Raw genomic sequence first — 16,142 nt, 5'->3', positions numbered from 1 at the left:
GCCTCCTCTTTTAACTCTTTGCAATCATAGAAACAATTGCTTTGGCTGTCTCTTCTAAGGCAATTTCTTTCTTTTCATGAAAGCCTATTTTATTGCTCTCAAACAGATTGTTTCCCTGCGTATCAATAGAGATAATCAAAGGTCCAAACTCTTTAACTTTGAGAATCCAAAAGGCTTCTGGCATACCAAATTCTGGCCACTCTTTACCCTCTATTTTTTCAACTTGTTCGGCTGCTACCACACCACAACCTCCAGGAAAAACCGCATGAACGGCTATGCTCTCTTGGCAACCTTCCGCCGTCTTTGCTCCCATACCCCCTTTACCAATCACCAGTTTCACACCCGTTTTGGCTAAAAACTCTTTCTCGTAACGCTCCATTCGCATACTCGTGGTAGGTCCTATGGAGACCATCTCCCACCCACTCTCAACATCTTTGACAATGGGTCCTGCATGAAAAATAGCCATTTTTTCTAATGGAAGCTCTGGCATAATACCCTCAACAATGACCCTTCGATGACCCTCATCACGACACGTTACCAGTGTACCGCTTAGATACACAATATCTCCCACGTTGAGTGATTTGATCGCTTCATCAGAAATTGGGGTTGTCAATACTTTTTTCATAAACTCACTCCTTTGTGAGAGATAATTTCGTAGTTTAGATGCTCATCAAAACGAATGACCCCATGGCGATTTGCCCAACACCCAACCGTGACACCTACCCCTAAAACCGAAGGATGGTGCGCCATACCTTCAACATGAACTGCCATCACACTCTTTTTACCTGAAATCCCCTGAGGTCCTAAACCAATGGCATTAAGACCCTCTTCAATTTTTTTCTCCATTTCAGCTGCTTTTGGATGCGGATGCGATGTCCCAACAGGCCGAAGCATCGCTTTTTTAGAGAGCAGAGCAGCGGAGTTTGAACAGGTACCAATGCCCACACCCACCACCAAAGGAGGACAGGCATTAATCCCCCAATCCACAATCGTATCAAAAACAAATTTCATCGCACCCTCATACCCTGCCAAAGGAGGTAAGACGATACTTCGACCAGGAAGAGAACAGCCACCACCCGCTTGATAGACTTCTATTTCAATATTTGAGCTATCATCCACGATTTCCCATTCAATAAACGGAACCTCTGTCCCCACATTGGTACCTGTATTTTTTTCATCAAATACCTCTACCGCATTGAGACGAAGCGGTGCGCTTTTTGTTGCCATGATGGTTGCCTCTCGTAAAATACCACGAAGCTCTCCCAAAAGAGGAAACTTTGCACCTGAGCGCACAAAAAACTGAATTACCCCTGTGTCTTGACAGGTAGGGCGATTGAGAGTAAGTGCCTTTTGCATATTTTCAAACATAACGTCGTAAATGGCTTTTGCTAAGGGCGTTTTCTCTTCCGCACGAAGCTCTGTTAGTTTTGCCATAACATCATCGGGCAATTTTTTAGAAACTAAATCCACAAATTTTCCTATGACATCAACCATTTGTGTGGTTTGTCCAAACGTCGCCATCTTTTCTCCTTTAAAATCTGTGATAAAGTATATAATATATTTTATAAAATTAATCATCTTGTCAAAAATAAAGTTCTCAAAAAAACTTTGGTAATAAAAAATTATTTAATTCATTTTATTTACATCGAATTTACCTTAATTGCCTATAATTTCATTTATCCTTTATTGATGAGAAATATATGTCCCATACACTAACCGAACGCCAAATTATTTTAACATTGGCTTCACTTTCTGCCATTACTCCTTTAGCAATTGATATGTACCTTCCTGCATTTCCTGCCATTGCGCTTGACCTTCGAAGTGCTATTCCTCAGGTTGAAATTAGCCTTAGCCTTTTCTTTTTTGGAATGGCGATGGGACAACTTTTTGGAGGGCCTATTTCTGATGCTTATGGTAGGCGCCCAATGATTCTTATAGGCTTAAGCGTATTTGCTCTGAGTAGTTTTATGCTCTCTATCACCAACAGTATTGAGATGTTTTGGGTACTACGTGCCATCCAATCTTTTGGTGGAGGTGTTGCAACGGTTAATGTTTCTGCTATTGTACGTGATCGATTTGAGGGAAAAGAGAGTGCACGTATTTTTTCAATGATTTCTATGATTATGCTGATGGCACCACTTCTAGCCCCTTCATTGGGTTCATTTATTTTAAAATTTTTTGAGTGGGAAGCTATTTTTATTGGACTTGGATGTTACACCCTTTTTACCTTAGGTATTTACTTATTTCGCTTTCCTTCCATTAAAAAAGAGCGCACTAAAATTACGCCTCTTCAAAACTATAAAACCGTTTTGAGTCATAAATTGGCCATGGTTTTTATTGTTTCACAAATTTTATGTACCTCAGGAATGTACACCTTTATCACCTCGTCTTCATTTATTTATATGGAACATTTTCATCTTGAAGCCACCTCTTTTTCTCTCATTTTTGCGCTTAATGTAACGTTAATGATGTTTTTTGGACGACTTAATGCTTCTATTGTCAAAACAAAAGAACCTTTATCCTTGCTTCGTTTTGGAATGATTGTACAAGCACTTTTAGGTATTTTGCTCTTTACTGCTCAAAATGCCTCCATTTATGTTGTAGCCCCTCTTATTGGACTTTACATTGGCATTTTAGGCTTTATTTTTTCCAACTCCATTGCATTAACCTTAGAATTTTTTTCCGACAATTAGTGCTTCTGCCAATGCGATTATTGGCGTTTTGCAATACAGTGTGGGAGCATTAATGGGTTTTGTTGCGAGCAGTTTTCACGATGGCACACTCTTTCCTATTGTAGGAGTGATGATGGTAGTAAGTCTTTGTGGCGTACTTTTACTTTTTCTAGGAAGCAGAGGGTATATTCCCCATCATGGAAGGGTAACGTAAAATTTTTACGCTACCCTTTAGTTTATTGACTGACTTTTTTAGCCTCTTCAATCCATCCATCAAATATTTTTTGATGTGCTTTTATCCACGCTTTTGCATGATTTTCAATTGCCTTTTCACTTTTTTCACCTTGATTAATCAACATGTTTTGAGCACTAATGTCGTTTATATCAAGTTTTGCTATTTCAAAAAGTTTAGCCGCAGTTGGATTGTATTTGACCACATCCCCATTAGCAACAATTTTCATGGCATTCACATTAAATCCGTAATTTTGACCATTGGCTAATGCAGTATCTTTCGTAATAGGATGCGCAGAGTGTGTAACCTGAAGCCATACGGTGTCTTTATTTGGCACTAAAATCCCACTCACCCAGTACGGTGTCCACGTGTAGTATAAAATAGGCTTTCCTTCTTTATAGCGTGTCATGGTTTCTGCCATAATGGCTGAATACTCCCCTTGATTGTGGGTAATGTTTCCTCTAAGACCAAAGGCATCCAGTTGATGCTCAATCACTTTTTCACATCCCCAACCAGGATTACATCCCGCCAAATCGGCTTTACCATCGCCATTGCTGTCAAACAGTTTTGCAATTTTGGGGTCTTTTAAATCATTGATGTATTTTATATTGTATTTTTGTGCTGTCTTTTTATCAATTAAATACCCTTGTGCACACCCTTCTACAAAAACACCTTTACGGTACATCGTCTTCTCACCACCCACTTTTTCAAACATTGCATCATGAAGTGGTGTCCAGTTGACTGCGGTAAAATAAATATCTTTAGAAGACTTATTTTGTGCGATGGTTTGATAAGCAACAGCATACGCTACTTCATCAATAGGCATCACGTCATACCCTAACGCTTTTAAAGCTTCGTTGATAATAACCGTTTGAAAACGCTCCTCAGCGATAGAGCTTTGCATAGGATGCACTTTAATTCCTTTTCCAGGAAGTTCATTGGCAAAACTACTGCCGCCCAATGCCACAAAACACATTGCTCCTATGAGTATCTGTTTAAACTTTTGGTTCATAATTTCTCCTTTGTTTTAAGATAGAATACACCAGCCCAATAGGACCCTTTTCAAACCAATGAAGGTGGGAATGCACATTTTTTTCACCCAAAGATTGTGTGATGCGATCCAAAACCACTGCTAAAAGGACAATGCCCACACCTCCTACAACGGCTAAGCCCATATCAAGCCTTCCAATGCCTCGAAGCACCATCTGACCTAAGCCACCTACTGCTATCATCGAAGCAATCACCACCATAGAAATGGAGAGCATCAACGCTTGATTAATCCCTGCCATAATGGTGGGCATTGCCACAGGAAGTTGTACTTTAAGAAGCATTTGCCAAGGGGTGGCTCCAAAGCTTTGTGACACTTCAATTAAATCTTTAGGTACCTGTCTGATTCCTAAGTTGGTAAGACGAATTAATGGAGGTAAAGCAAAGATAATGGTCACCACAACACCAGGAACATTTCCAATTCCAAAAAGCATCACCACAGGAACCAAATAGACAAAAGCAGGTGTGGTTTGCATGGCATCTAAAATAGGACGCATCACCAAAGCAAAACCCTCATTACGAGACATCCAAATACCTAAGGGAATTCCCATAATCAAACAAAAAAATAAAGAAGTAAAAACCAGTGATAGGGTCACCATTGTCTCACTCCATGCTCCAATTAACCCAATGATTGCCAGTGAAATAAAACTTCCCAGTGCAATTTTTCGCCCTGCCAACTGCCATGCAAGTAATGTAAAACAAATCAGAAAAATGGAAGCAGGAATGCTCTGAAAAAAGTTTTCAATGCTACTAAGAACGGTATCAATAGGCATGCGAATCATTTGAAAAAATTCACGACAATGTTCCACAACCCACGCCACACCCAATTCAACATAGCGCTCAAGTGGAATTATCGTCTCATCAAAGGGATTGAGCCAATCAAAATGATTTTGTTCTACTATCTCTTGTGAATGCTCAAGCCAACTTTGCTCTTTTGCCACCACTTCAGCACTTCCCCATGGATTTGATGTCTTATTCATGTTCATCCTCCCATTGATAATCGAGTGCCTTTAAAAGGCTCGCCTTCGAAATAGCCCCTAAATATTTTTGATTTTCATCAACCACAGGCACAGAGTAGGGCGTATTTGCAACAATCCCTACAATATCATTTAAACATGCATCCGCTTCTATGACGGGCGTCTCTTTTAAAAATGCTACATCAATGCTGTCACGTTTGGGTTTTTCTCGAAGGCTATCAACCGAGACAATACCTAAAAAACGTTTTTTTCTATCGACGATGTAACCAAAATTTCGATCATGCTCTCTTAAAATTTGCAGTGCCATCAGTGTGCCTTGCCCATCTTTTTGAATGATAGTTACTTGTTGCGTACTGGCAATATCTTTGGCACTAATAATACCTCCAACGTTTACGCCTTTAAAAAAAGAACGCACGTAATCATTGGCTGGATTTTTTAAAATTTCATCTGAACTGCCAATTTGAACAACCTCTCCCCCTTGCATAATAGCAATACGATCGCCTAATTTCATCGCCTCATCCAAATCATGGGAGATAAAAACAATGGTGCGTTCTTGCTCACTTTGTAATTTTAAAAGTTCATCTTGCATTTCAGAGCGAATAAGTGGGTCTAAGGCTGAAAATGCCTCATCCATCAGTAAAATATCAGGGTTATTGGCAAGGGCTCGTGCCAAGCCCACACGCTGTTGCATACCACCACTAAGTGCGTCAGGATAGACATTTACATAATCTAAAAGTCCTACTTGCAACAGGGCTTCTTTGGCTTTTTCATGGCGCTCTGTTTTGCTTATACCGCCAAGTTCCAAACCAAAAGCAACATTGTCAAGAACAGATAAATGTGGAAGAAGTGCAAAAGACTGAAACACCATGCTCATCTTTTTGCGCCTAACCTCACGCAAAGAAGATGACTTCATCGTAGTAATATCTTCGCCATCAATTAAAATGGCACCACCAGAGGGCTCAATCAAACGATTGATAAGCCTTACTAAAGTAGACTTTCCAGAACCAGAAAGCCCCATAATGACGAAAATTTCGCCTTTGTAGATTTGAAATGTTGCATCGCAAACGCCTACACTTTGAGCTGTATGCCTAAAAATTTCCTCTTTTTGCATTCCCTTTTTTAAAAGTGAGAGTGCTTTTTTAGGTGAATTTCCAAAAATTTTATACACATTTTTTAGCTCAATTTTGACCTCTTTCATTGTTACTCCTAAGGTAAAATTAAGTTAATAGAGATTTTTCTCTCTTTTTCACCTTAACAAAAAATACTTATATGAAACTTAAAATTTTGGAAATTCTTAAAATTGTCTTAAGTTTAAATAAACACAAAAAGCGTGTGAGGTACTGTAGGGCGGTAGTTTAGAAAGTTTTAAGGCATAAAAGAAAAAAAATAGTTTTTTGAGTAAAAAAGTAACATAAAAGGTTATTTTTTTAAATTTAATAGCTTTAGGATTTTTTTATCGACTGTGGAAAGGGCTAATTTTTCTATCTCCTTACATGTAAAATAGTTTTTTATTTTGACATGTAAAAAGGGTTTAAAGACTTCTAATTCTAATTTAAAATGGCTGTACGTGTGCATTACCTTGCCTAAAAAAATTCCCTCTGGCACTTCGTCCACTTGCATAAATCCCCAAAGACCATGCAAAAGCTTTTCTTGGCGCTGAATTAGCCCTAATTTCCCCTCATGCTCACACACCAAAGCAAAACGTTTTTTGGTAAGAACTTTGGCTTTTTTGATGGGCTTTGGATAATTTTCAGGGGCACTTTTACCTTTACATGTAAAGCTCAAAGGACACGCATTACAGTGGGGATTTTTAGGCGTGCAAAGAATCGCACCAATGTCCATCATTGCTTGGTTATGCGCATAAGGGTGTTTTACATGTAAGAGTTCCCATGCCCTTTCCCAAAGCACTTTTTCATTCTTTACGCTTATTGCAAAATAACGACACAAAACCCGCTTCACATTAGCATCTAAAATGGGGAGTGGCTCATGGTATGCAAAGGCGCAAATGGCGTGTGCCGTACTTTTTCCAATGCCCTTAAGTCCGCCTAACTCTTCAGGACTACGAGGCAAAATACCTTTACATGTAATGGCGGTATGGTGCAGATTTTTAGCCCTTGTGTAATACCCCAAACCCTCCCACATCTTCAAAACATCATCCAAAGGAGCTTCCGCCACACTTTGAAGGGTGGGAAAACGCTCTAAAAAGGGAAAGTAAAAACGCTCCAACACCGTTTTAACTTGCGTTTGTTGCAGCATGATTTCACTGAGGTAAATTTTGTAGGCATCGCTGGTTTGTCGCCACGGTAAATCATGACGACCATTTTCTTGATACCACTGAAAAATTGCCTCTTTTACCTTCAAGCCAAACACCACTCAATCGGTTTTTTACCTTTAGAAACAAGGTATTCGTTGCTTTTTGAAAACGGTTTTGAGCCAAAAAAACCACGGTACGAAGAGAGCGGTGAGGGGTGAGGTGCTTTTAAAATGAGATGTTTTTTACCATCAATAAGGCTGGCTTTTGCACCTGCTGGACTTCCCCAAAGAATAAAAACCAGATGCTCTTTTTGAGCGCTTAAAAGCTTAATCACCGTGTCGGTAAAATTTTCCCAGCCTTGATTGCGGTGTGAATTGGCCTCACTTGCACGCACGGTTAAAACGGTATTGAGTAAAAAAACACCTTGTTTTGCCCATGCGCTTAGCGTACCATTTTTGGGAATGGCACACCCCAAATCATCCCGTAACTCTTTAAAAATATTTTGCAACGAGGGTGGATGAGGTACCCCTTCTTGCACCGAAAATGAAAGCCCATGTGCTTGCCCTGCACCATGATAGGGGTCTTGCCCTAAAATAACCACTTCAACGTTTTCAAAAGGAGTATGATTAAACGCTGCAAAGATATTCGCCCCGCTGGGATAAATTGTATGTGATTTTTTTTCTTCCACTAAAAAAGTTTTCAGCGTTTCAAAATAGGGTTTTTGAAACTCTTCCAACAGAACTTTTTTCCAACTCTCTTCAATTTTTGGGTCTATCATAAACATCCTCTATTTTCTTTAAGCATTTTTGGGTAAAATACGCTTCGCCTTCTTCTAGACCTGTGCAATGTCTTTTAAGAGCATCGCTTCAGGGTGGGAACACAGCAGAGCACTTTTATTAGGTGTGTGCCGCAGTCATCTGGAAGAGGGTTTTTACAAAAACTATTTTTACACGCTTCTTTAGCAAAGCCAAAAAAGCTACGTTGCACTAGGCACTGAAGCTAGCCTCATACGAGGCAGAACTTACTCTATACTCCAAAATATTCTTCTAACTCCAACGCTAATTTGTAAAAATCAGCTTTTCCCATTTGCCCTTTTTCTTTGAGCTTCTTTAAAATATGTTCTTTGCCTTGAATGAGCTCTTTAGACTTCACCCCATGCGAAATAGAAAGGGTCGCTTCAATAAATGCTGCTAAATTATCGCAATTTTTCAAGGCTTTTCCATCAATGGCATTAAATTTATCTTCATTGTAGGCGCTTACATCTTCCACGACCACAATTTCATGCTCATTAATGCGGTTTAAAAACTCATTTTTTTGATTATCCCCGTAAAGTCCAAGCAGGTACTTAAACTCTTTAACAAGCCCCTCAGGAAGGTATGGCAATATCTCTTCTTCAATCATCTTAATTTCAAATTCACTGATAATATCATCCAACCCACTCACCGAATACTTAACAGGGGAGATGATGTCACGTGTGAGTGCTTCAGGAAAGTCGTGAAAAAGAGCGCAAAAGAAGTTATTGACCAATCGCCCATCACACGCTTTGGAAAAAAGAGAGTAAAAATAACCTAAAATGGCGACAATCAGCATGTGCCCAAGCACGGAAGTCTCAGGAATACGAGGCGTTTGCGCCCAACGCTTTTGAAAACGAAGTCGTCCGCTCAAATCAATAATTTTAGAGATTTTTTTATTCATCGCCATTTTACGAACACTAATCAGCTCGTAATAATCTTCAATCTCTTCTTCCACCGCTTCTTTCACACGGTCAATGTTGCTTAAAAACTGACTCGTTTGATAGACAATAGAAAACTCCCAACGTGTTGCCATGTACGAAGCCGCTTTGAGGATAAAACGCTCTTTTTTATACATAGAACTATCGTTAATATAAGCCTCAAAACGCTTGCAAAAAGCGCCCTCTTCAATTTCACTGAGTGAATCATAGAGTTGTGAAAGCACCCACGAATTAATCTCTTTCTCTTTTTTTTGAAGCGCTTTTCGAAACACATCGGGGCGAATGTCCGTCACCACCACACGGCGTAAAAATTCAAAAATGCCTGCTTCAATTAAGGAGCGCATATTGACACTGCCCTCAGGCTCCATTCTAGCAATAAAATAAGCGATGATGAACTTGTGTGCTTGTTTATCAAGCTCCACCAACTCCACCATGCGTGGATAATCATTCCAACGCTGAATGGAAGCAGCTCCAAAGAACTGCTCAATAAGTTTTGGGTTTAACATGACGTTTCGTTTCGAACCAATTTTGAATCAATCTCAATCACCGTATGCACGTTGCCTCGTGGGTTAAAATCTGCTACCACTTTGAGCCATTTTGGTTTGAGTTTAGAATCCAAAAGGTCATAAATTTCATTGGCTGAATTTTCATGGCTGATGTTGCGATTCATAAAACTGTTGATGTAGAGTTTGATGGCTTTAAGCTCTACAACGAGTTCATTAGGAATATAATCAATATAAATTGTCGCAAAATCAGGATAGCCACTGCGTGGACATAAACAACAAAACTCAGGCAATATAAGCTTAATCACATAATTTTTTTTATGCTGGTTGGGCCAAATTTCCAAATCTTTTTCAACATCAAACTCTTTAATAATTTGTTCACCGTATTTCATCACTCAATTCCTTTATACTTTTTGGTTTTGAGATACAAAAGCCTTGAATAAAATCAGGCTCACAGGCTTGAATAAGTGCCAATGTACTCTCTTTGTCCACGAATTTTACCATACTTTGCACCTGAAGCGTTTTGGCAAGGTCAATGTAAGATTTTAAAAGTTTTTGATACTTCACATCTTCAATTTTTTTGGTAAATTCAATGTCAAATTTAATCAAATCAATGGGTAAACATTTGAGGTATTCAAAGCCACAGTTATTGCCTCCAAAATTTCCCAATGCTATTTTAAACCCCATTTCTTTATAGCTCTCAATAATTTCTTTAAAGCGATGCATCTGTTCATAACTTTTTTCTTCAACAATTTCAAGAATAAAAGAGTGAGGGTCAAGGTTTTTTTCTTTAAATAACGAGACAAGGTGGTGTTTAAATTTACTATTTCGAAGTGTTACGGGTGAAATTTCGATGCTAATAAACAATTTTTGTTGAAGCAAAGGCTTAATTTTTTCTGCTAAGGCTGTAAAAATCATTTTATCTAAGGCTCTTTCTAAGCCCATACGATTAATTATTGGTTGAATGTGTTGTTTTGTAAACAGTCCGTGTGCATCGGTATAAATACGTGTTAAAACCTCCACAAGGGCTATTTTTTGCTCTTTTACATGTAAAGAGGGTTGATACTTAAATAAAATACCATCGTTTAAAAAAGCACTGTTCAGGCTCTTTTTAAAGGTATTTAATTGAATATCTGGAAGGGCCTTTTCATTTGTTTGTGATTTATCTATCAACATAAAAAGTCGCTCTATCGTGTGAGAGGGATTGGTATCATAATGCGCTTCAAGTGATGAAAAAGAGAGAATGACTTCAATGTTGTGTAAGCCTTTTGTTTGAATACGTTTTGTAAAAATGGTTAAAAGATGGTTTAGTTCTTCCAAAGAGGCATCTAAAATGAGTAAAAATGTATTGTGGTTGTAACGACCTATGGGTGTGTTTTTAAAATGGTGTTCTTCCAAAAAAAGTGCTAACTCTTTCATGAGCTCTTGTAAAACGCTATTGCCGTTTATAATTCCATAACGTTCATTAATATCTTCCAAATTGTTTACATGTAAAAGAATAATCATGCTTTTTTTATTTTTTACTTTTTTTATTTTTGAGAGAATTTCATTACATGTAAATGTTTTTGTCACAGAATCAATCAGGCTTGTTTGAAAGCTATGATAAATGAGATAAACCGTGTAATAGACATAAATAGGAATAAATATAATGAGTAAAAATAGATTTAAAGATGTGTCAGGGAAAAGTGAAAACGCATAAAAAAAAATAGCGATGAGAAGCAAAAGAGGAAAAGCGATTTTAAGAGCAATAACAAATCGATTTTCTCTCTCTTTTTTCTCAGAATAGAGCATTAAACGTCCAAGTGTTTTACATCTTTGGCGTGGTCTTGAATGTATTGACGGCGAGGTTCTACTTCATCGCCCATAAAGAGGGTAAAGGTGTCACTAGCAGCCTGCGCATCATCCACTTTAACTTGCAACAATCGTCTGTTTTCAGGATTCATCGTGGTTTCCCAAAGCTGTTCAGGGTTCATCTCACCCAAACCTTTGTAACGTTGAATATACGCACCTTTTTTAGCACTTTTTTCAATTTCATCCAACACAATCACAGGATCACGTCCGTCAAAAACGTCAAAATCTCTCTCTTGTATTTTTGTGTAAATATAACGTGCTTCTTCATAGAGTGGATTGGTATAAAATGTTTCATCTAAAAGAAGTTCTTCTAAACCATCATTGGTTTGAATAAACAGATGAATACTCTCATCATTAATATAATGGTTTAAAATATTATAACCCATTTTTTTAACAAAACCCTCAATCTCTGCAAATAATTTATCAGAAGGTAGCGCAATTAAATCAGGATTTTCAATCAAATAGCGAATCACTTCAATCATTGAAAAGCGTTTTTCAAGCTCTTTTAAAATGCCACGATACGCAGAAATGATTTTAAAGAAATCAACCAAATCATTCGTCCCAACCCCTGCAATATCAATACTATCCATACCTGATTCAATTAAAAAAGTGTTCATTTCTGTATCATCTTTAAGATAAATCTCTTTTTTACCTTTTTTATAACGGTAAAGTGGTGGTTGTGCTAAATAAACATATCCATTGTCCACAATAGGGCGTAAGAAGCGGAATAAAAAGGTTAAAAGAAGGGTTTGAATATGGCTACCATCAACGTCCGCATCGGTCATGATGATAAGTTTATGGTAACGAAGTTTTTCTTCATTAAACTCATCTCCAATGCCGCATCCAAGTGCTGTGATCATGTTTTTAATTTCGTCTGATTTTAGAATCTTATCTAAACGGCTTTTTTCAACATTGAGAATTTTACCTTTGAGTGGCAAAATCGCTTGAAAAACCCTATCACGTCCTTGTTTAGCAGAACCGCCCGCACTATCGCCCTCTACAAGATAGAGTTCACAAATAGATGGGTCTTTACTTTGACAATCAGCAAGTTTTCCAGGAAGCGTTCCAATGCTCATGGCATCTTTACGTCTGGTTAAATCTCTTGCATTTTTAGCAGCTTCTCTACCACGTGCTGCAGCAAGAGCTTTGTTCATAATAGCTTTAGCTTCAATGGGGTTTTCTTCAAAGTATTTAACCAGTTGTTCATACACCAATTTTTGAACGATTGGTTTTACATAAGAACTACCCAATTTTCCTTTGGTTTGACCCTCAAATTGAGGTTCAGGCACTTTAACTGAGACAATGGCAATTAACCCCTCACGGACATCATCGCCTGTAATTTTAACATCCTTTTCACGTACCCCTGCATTTAAAGATACATAACTGGTAATAGCACGAGTTAAACCCGCACGAAAGCCACTCTCATGGGTTCCACCATCAATGGTTTTGATGTTATTGACAAACGAATAAAAAATTTCACTGTAGGTTGAGTTATACATCATGGCAACATCAACTTCCACATCTTCAACACTGGCTGTGTAATGAACCGCTTCAGCTACTTTTTCTTTTTTATTAAGGTCTAATACAAACTGTTTAATACCACCCTCAAAGTGGTACACTTCAGCCCTACCATCTCTTTGATCTTTAAGCTCAATGGTTATTTTTGGATTAAGATAAGCTAATTCACGAAAACGTGTCGCTAAAATTTCAAATTGAAAGTCAGTGGTTTCAAAGATGCTACCATCTGGCCAAAATTCAATGGTTGTTCCTGTGCGATTGGTTGTTTTAACCACATCCAGAGGCGTTTGAGGGATACCACACGCAAACTCTTGACGATGTTCATTTCCCTCTCGTTTAATGGTTGCAACGAGTTTTGAAGAAAGTGCGTTTACAACCGAAACACCTACACCGTGCAAACCACCTGAAACTTTATAGGTATCTTTATCAAACTTTCCACCTGCATGAAGTACGGTTAAAACAACCGTAGCTGCTGACATATTTTCACCCTCATGCCAACCCACAGGAATACCTCGCCCGTTATCTGTGACAATACATGAGCCCTCACGAGTGAGTTCTACTTTTATTAAATCACAATACCCTGCCATTGATTCATCAATGGAGTTATCAACCACTTCGTAAATTAAGTGATGTAAACCATTAATATTGGTATCACCAATATACATACCTGGTCGTTTTCTAACTGCTTCAAGGCCTTTTAAAACTTTAATATTGTCCGCACCGTAATTGCTCATAATTTCTCCGCTTTTTGTTTTTATATCATAATAGGCATAATAATAGTCATAAAATTTTCACTCTCTAGGGTGAAAGGCAAACCACTGTCATTAAAACCTAAGGTAAAGTTGCTGTTTTCAATATTAGATAAAAAATCTAAAATATAACGACTATTAACCGCTAAGTAAATATCTTCATTAAGCTGTGTATTAAAATCTATCTCTGTTTTTGCTTCAATGTTATCATCATTTAAACTTTCAAAAATTATTTTTTCTGGTTTAAAGGTGATTTTTATCTCAGGAGAGATAATGGCGATTTGTTTGATAGATTCAATCATAGATTCACGTGCAAGTAAAATTTTGTAATTTTTGTTTTTTGGAATAATACGGTTGTAATCAGGAAATTTTCCATTAATAAGTTTTGTGTAAAACGTAAAATGGCTGGATTGTGCAAGTAGTGTATTTTCATCGTAGAAAATTTCAATATCATCAAAAAAGAGTTTTTGAATTTCACTGATTGCTTTTTTAGGAATAATAAATGAAAAATTATTTTCTATCTCTTGTTGAATACTAACGATTGCTAAACGTTTTGTATCCGTTGCTACAAGATGAATGGCATTATCTTTAATATCAATGAGTGAACCATTAAGTTCAAACTTTGGATTATTGCTATCAATGGCTGGAGCAATTTTTTTAATAGAGCGAACCAATGTTGTACTGTTAATGTTAAATTTTGGCTTAGCTTCAATGCTTGGAAAAAGTGGAAAATCACTAGGATTTAACATAGGAAGTTTAAATTTAGAACTGTTTTGTTTAATGTAAAGATATTCATTGATGGTTTCTAAAATAATCTCATCATCTTTTAAACTTTTGATAATATCTAAAAGTTTTTTACCATTAGCAGTTGCATCTCCAAAAGAGGCGATTTTAACCTCAGGTGTATGGTAGGTAAGACCTATCTCATAATCCGTTGCTTTAAGTACAAAATGTTGATCTTCTGTGGCTAGAAAAACATGCGATGTTATTTGACTTAAATCTTTTTTTTCAAGATAAGGTTGAATGTTTAATAACATGGTTTCTAAAACACTTTTTTTTATCGAAACTTTCATGGAGTCTCCTTTTTGTTATTTAATTAAAAATAGTTGAAGTAGTAGCTTGAGTTGAAATTGTGAAAACATCAACATTATAGCTAAAACTAGGGGGAACTCGTGTGAAAAAAAGGCAAGGGTTTTTTCACATCTCGTCACATTTTTTATCAAAACTTTTTATTTTTCTTTGGTTAAAATTTTATTTTTTAGATCTTCTACTTTGAGTTTAAAGCTTTCATTGGTTTCAATAAGTTCATTAATTTTTTTAATATTATGCGATACAGCGGTATGATCTTTCATACCAAAATAAGATGCTAAAGAAGGCATGGAATTGGGTGTGAGTGTTCGAGCCAAATAAATACCAATGCGCCTTGCTTCAACAATATTTTTACTGCGCTTGGTGGATTTAATTTCACTGGGTTTTATATTTAAATCTTTGGCAATGATTTGAATAATATCTTCAAGGCTTATATTTTCTCTTCGCTCCTTAATTTGTTCACGCATAACATTTTTAGCAAAATCTAAGGTGATTTCTTGACGCATAAGTAAGGCATAGGCATTGAGGTTAATAATAGCACTTTCAATTTCTCGAATATTATCACCCATATTTGAAGCAATATAATTTACAATATCACTGTTTAAATTAATACCATCAAGTTCACACTTCTTTTTAATAATGGCTATTTTTGTCTCTAACTCAGGTAAACCTACATCTGCAATCAATCCCCACTCAAAACGGCTCTTAAGACGCTCTTCTAAGCCGTTAATCATTTTAGGCGGTTTATCAGAGGTAAGAACAATTTGTTTACCCGCAGAATGAAGCTCATTAAAGGTGTGAAAAAACTCTTCTTGTGTTTGAATTTTATTGGATAAAAATTGAGTATCATCAATGAGTAAAACATCACAGCTTCGGTATTTTTCTCGAAATCTTTCCATGGATTGATTGCGTAGATTGTAGGTAAAATCGTTCATAAATTGCTCAATGGTGGCATAAATAACAATTTTGCCTTTGCTTTGGACATGATTGCCAATGGCATGAATGAGGTGTGTTTTTCCAAGCCCTGTAGGTCCATAAATAAACACAGGGTTGTACATAACCCCTGGTTTTTCAGCCACCGATTTTGCAGCGGTATAGGCATACTGGTTTGAGCTTCCCACAACAAAGCTATTAAACGTATAGGAAGGATTTAAAATGGTGTTTTTTGTGCTTTTAATGGATTCAAGGATTTCAGTAGAAACATTTGTTTTAGATTTTGTACTTTTGAGATGTTCTTTTAAAATAATTTTTACTTCTGGTTTTTTACCTGTTTTGAGTTCAAAGAGATGCGCCATTTTATCGGCATATTTTGTTTTTACCCAATTGGCAATTAAAATATTAGGGGCAATAAAAATCATTTGGTCAGAATTAGAAGTCTTTTCGTTGAATTTGAGTTGTTTAATATAGCGATCATATTCTAAAGAAGAGATCTCTTCTTTTAAAAGTTCTATGACAGTATCAGCTAACAAACAGACTCCTTAAAAAAGTTTCACCCTGTGAATAACCTGTGAATAAGTT

Annotated in this window: 15 protein-coding genes and 1 other RNA gene; 3 read left to right on the top strand and 13 right to left on the bottom strand. The window is 37.0% G+C overall.

Going from position 1 to position 16,142, the window contains the following annotated elements:
* Positions 1-10: 10 nt before the first annotated feature.
* Both ttdB and ttdA read right to left on the bottom strand, forming a co-directional pair.
* A complete protein-coding gene (gene ttdB, locus SULBA_RS00070) occupies positions 11-625 on the bottom strand; it encodes a L(+)-tartrate dehydratase subunit beta (protein WP_014768236.1) in 615 nt (204 codons plus the stop codon).
* Positions 622-1,521: a L(+)-tartrate dehydratase subunit alpha gene (gene ttdA / locus SULBA_RS00065; protein WP_014768235.1), complete on the bottom strand. Its 900-nt coding sequence runs from the start codon at positions 1,519-1,521 to the stop codon at positions 622-624. The genes ttdB and ttdA overlap by 4 nt, the downstream gene beginning before the upstream one ends.
* 179 nt (positions 1,522-1,700) lie before the next feature.
* Between ttdA and SULBA_RS00060 the strand changes: the two genes are divergently transcribed.
* Complete coding sequence (locus SULBA_RS00060) at positions 1,701-2,693, top strand: multidrug effflux MFS transporter (RefSeq protein ID WP_041671726.1); 993 nt, start codon at positions 1,701-1,703, stop codon at positions 2,691-2,693.
* Between the two features lie 52 nt (positions 2,694-2,745).
* Positions 2,746-2,886, top strand: coding sequence for a hypothetical protein (locus SULBA_RS12900; protein ID WP_156790502.1), 141 nt, complete (start codon positions 2,746-2,748; stop codon positions 2,884-2,886).
* 22 nt (positions 2,887-2,908) lie between these two features.
* Here the strand turns inward: SULBA_RS12900 and proX are convergent, their stop codons facing one another.
* From proX to SULBA_RS00035, 5 genes are all read right to left on the bottom strand, one after another.
* Positions 2,909-3,916, bottom strand: a complete 1,008-nt coding sequence (gene proX, locus SULBA_RS00055) for a glycine betaine/L-proline ABC transporter substrate-binding protein ProX (protein ID WP_014768234.1) — start codon at positions 3,914-3,916, stop codon at positions 2,909-2,911.
* Entirely contained in the window at positions 3,900-4,931 is a 1,032-nt protein-coding gene (proW, locus tag SULBA_RS00050) for a glycine betaine/L-proline ABC transporter permease ProW (protein WP_014768233.1), read from the bottom strand. Before proW ends, proX begins: the two co-directional genes overlap by 17 nt.
* Positions 4,924-6,126 carry a glycine betaine/L-proline ABC transporter ATP-binding protein ProV gene (gene proV, locus SULBA_RS00045; protein ID WP_014768232.1) on the bottom strand — a complete coding sequence of 401 codons (1,203 nt, stop codon included), beginning with the start codon at positions 6,124-6,126 and terminating at the stop codon, positions 4,924-4,926. The genes proW and proV overlap by 8 nt, the downstream gene beginning before the upstream one ends.
* A 221-nt stretch (positions 6,127-6,347) precedes the next feature.
* A complete protein-coding gene (mutY, locus tag SULBA_RS00040) occupies positions 6,348-7,298 on the bottom strand; it encodes an A/G-specific adenine glycosylase (RefSeq protein ID WP_425353007.1) in 951 nt (316 codons plus the stop codon).
* A complete protein-coding gene (locus SULBA_RS00035; RefSeq protein ID WP_014768230.1) occupies positions 7,286-7,960 on the bottom strand; it encodes a uracil-DNA glycosylase in 675 nt (224 codons plus the stop codon). The genes mutY and SULBA_RS00035 overlap by 13 nt, the downstream gene beginning before the upstream one ends.
* Before the next feature lie 51 nt (positions 7,961-8,011).
* Here SULBA_RS00035 and ffs point away from each other — a divergent pair.
* Positions 8,012-8,109, top strand: an RNA gene (ffs, locus tag SULBA_RS12835) — signal recognition particle sRNA small type.
* A 99-nt stretch (positions 8,110-8,208) separates the two neighbouring features.
* Here ffs and SULBA_RS00030 read toward each other — a convergent pair.
* The 6 genes from SULBA_RS00030 to dnaA all read right to left on the bottom strand — a co-directional run bounded on the left by SULBA_RS00030 (position 8,209) and on the right by dnaA (position 16,093).
* The gene (locus SULBA_RS00030; protein WP_014768229.1) at positions 8,209-9,420 is read right to left on the bottom strand and encodes an HD domain-containing protein; all 1,212 of its coding nucleotides are present in this window, start codon (positions 9,418-9,420) and stop codon (positions 8,209-8,211) included.
* On the bottom strand, positions 9,414-9,809 hold the full coding sequence (gene queF, locus SULBA_RS00025) for a preQ(1) synthase (protein WP_014768228.1): 396 nt from the start codon (positions 9,807-9,809) through the stop codon (positions 9,414-9,416). Before queF ends, SULBA_RS00030 begins: the two co-directional genes overlap by 7 nt.
* Entirely contained in the window at positions 9,796-11,208 is a 1,413-nt protein-coding gene (locus tag SULBA_RS00020; protein WP_014768227.1) for an EAL domain-containing protein, read from the bottom strand. Before SULBA_RS00020 ends, queF begins: the two co-directional genes overlap by 14 nt.
* Positions 11,208-13,520, bottom strand: coding sequence for a DNA topoisomerase (ATP-hydrolyzing) subunit B (gene gyrB / locus SULBA_RS00015; RefSeq protein ID WP_014768226.1), 2,313 nt, complete (start codon positions 13,518-13,520; stop codon positions 11,208-11,210). The genes SULBA_RS00020 and gyrB overlap by 1 nt, the downstream gene beginning before the upstream one ends.
* A 20-nt stretch (positions 13,521-13,540) precedes the next feature.
* Positions 13,541-14,608, bottom strand: a complete 1,068-nt coding sequence (gene dnaN, locus SULBA_RS00010; protein WP_014768225.1) for a DNA polymerase III subunit beta — start codon at positions 14,606-14,608, stop codon at positions 13,541-13,543.
* A 156-nt stretch (positions 14,609-14,764) separates the two neighbouring features.
* On the bottom strand, positions 14,765-16,093 hold the full coding sequence (gene dnaA, locus SULBA_RS00005) for a chromosomal replication initiator protein DnaA (RefSeq protein ID WP_014768224.1): 1,329 nt from the start codon (positions 16,091-16,093) through the stop codon (positions 14,765-14,767).
* Positions 16,094-16,142 lie beyond the last annotated feature (49 nt).

This window comes from Sulfurospirillum barnesii SES-3 (genome assembly GCF_000265295.1).
In the GTDB taxonomy this organism is placed as follows: Bacteria; Campylobacterota; Campylobacteria; order Campylobacterales; family Sulfurospirillaceae; genus Sulfurospirillum; species Sulfurospirillum barnesii.
This window is presented reverse-complemented; position numbering and strand designations above follow the sequence as displayed.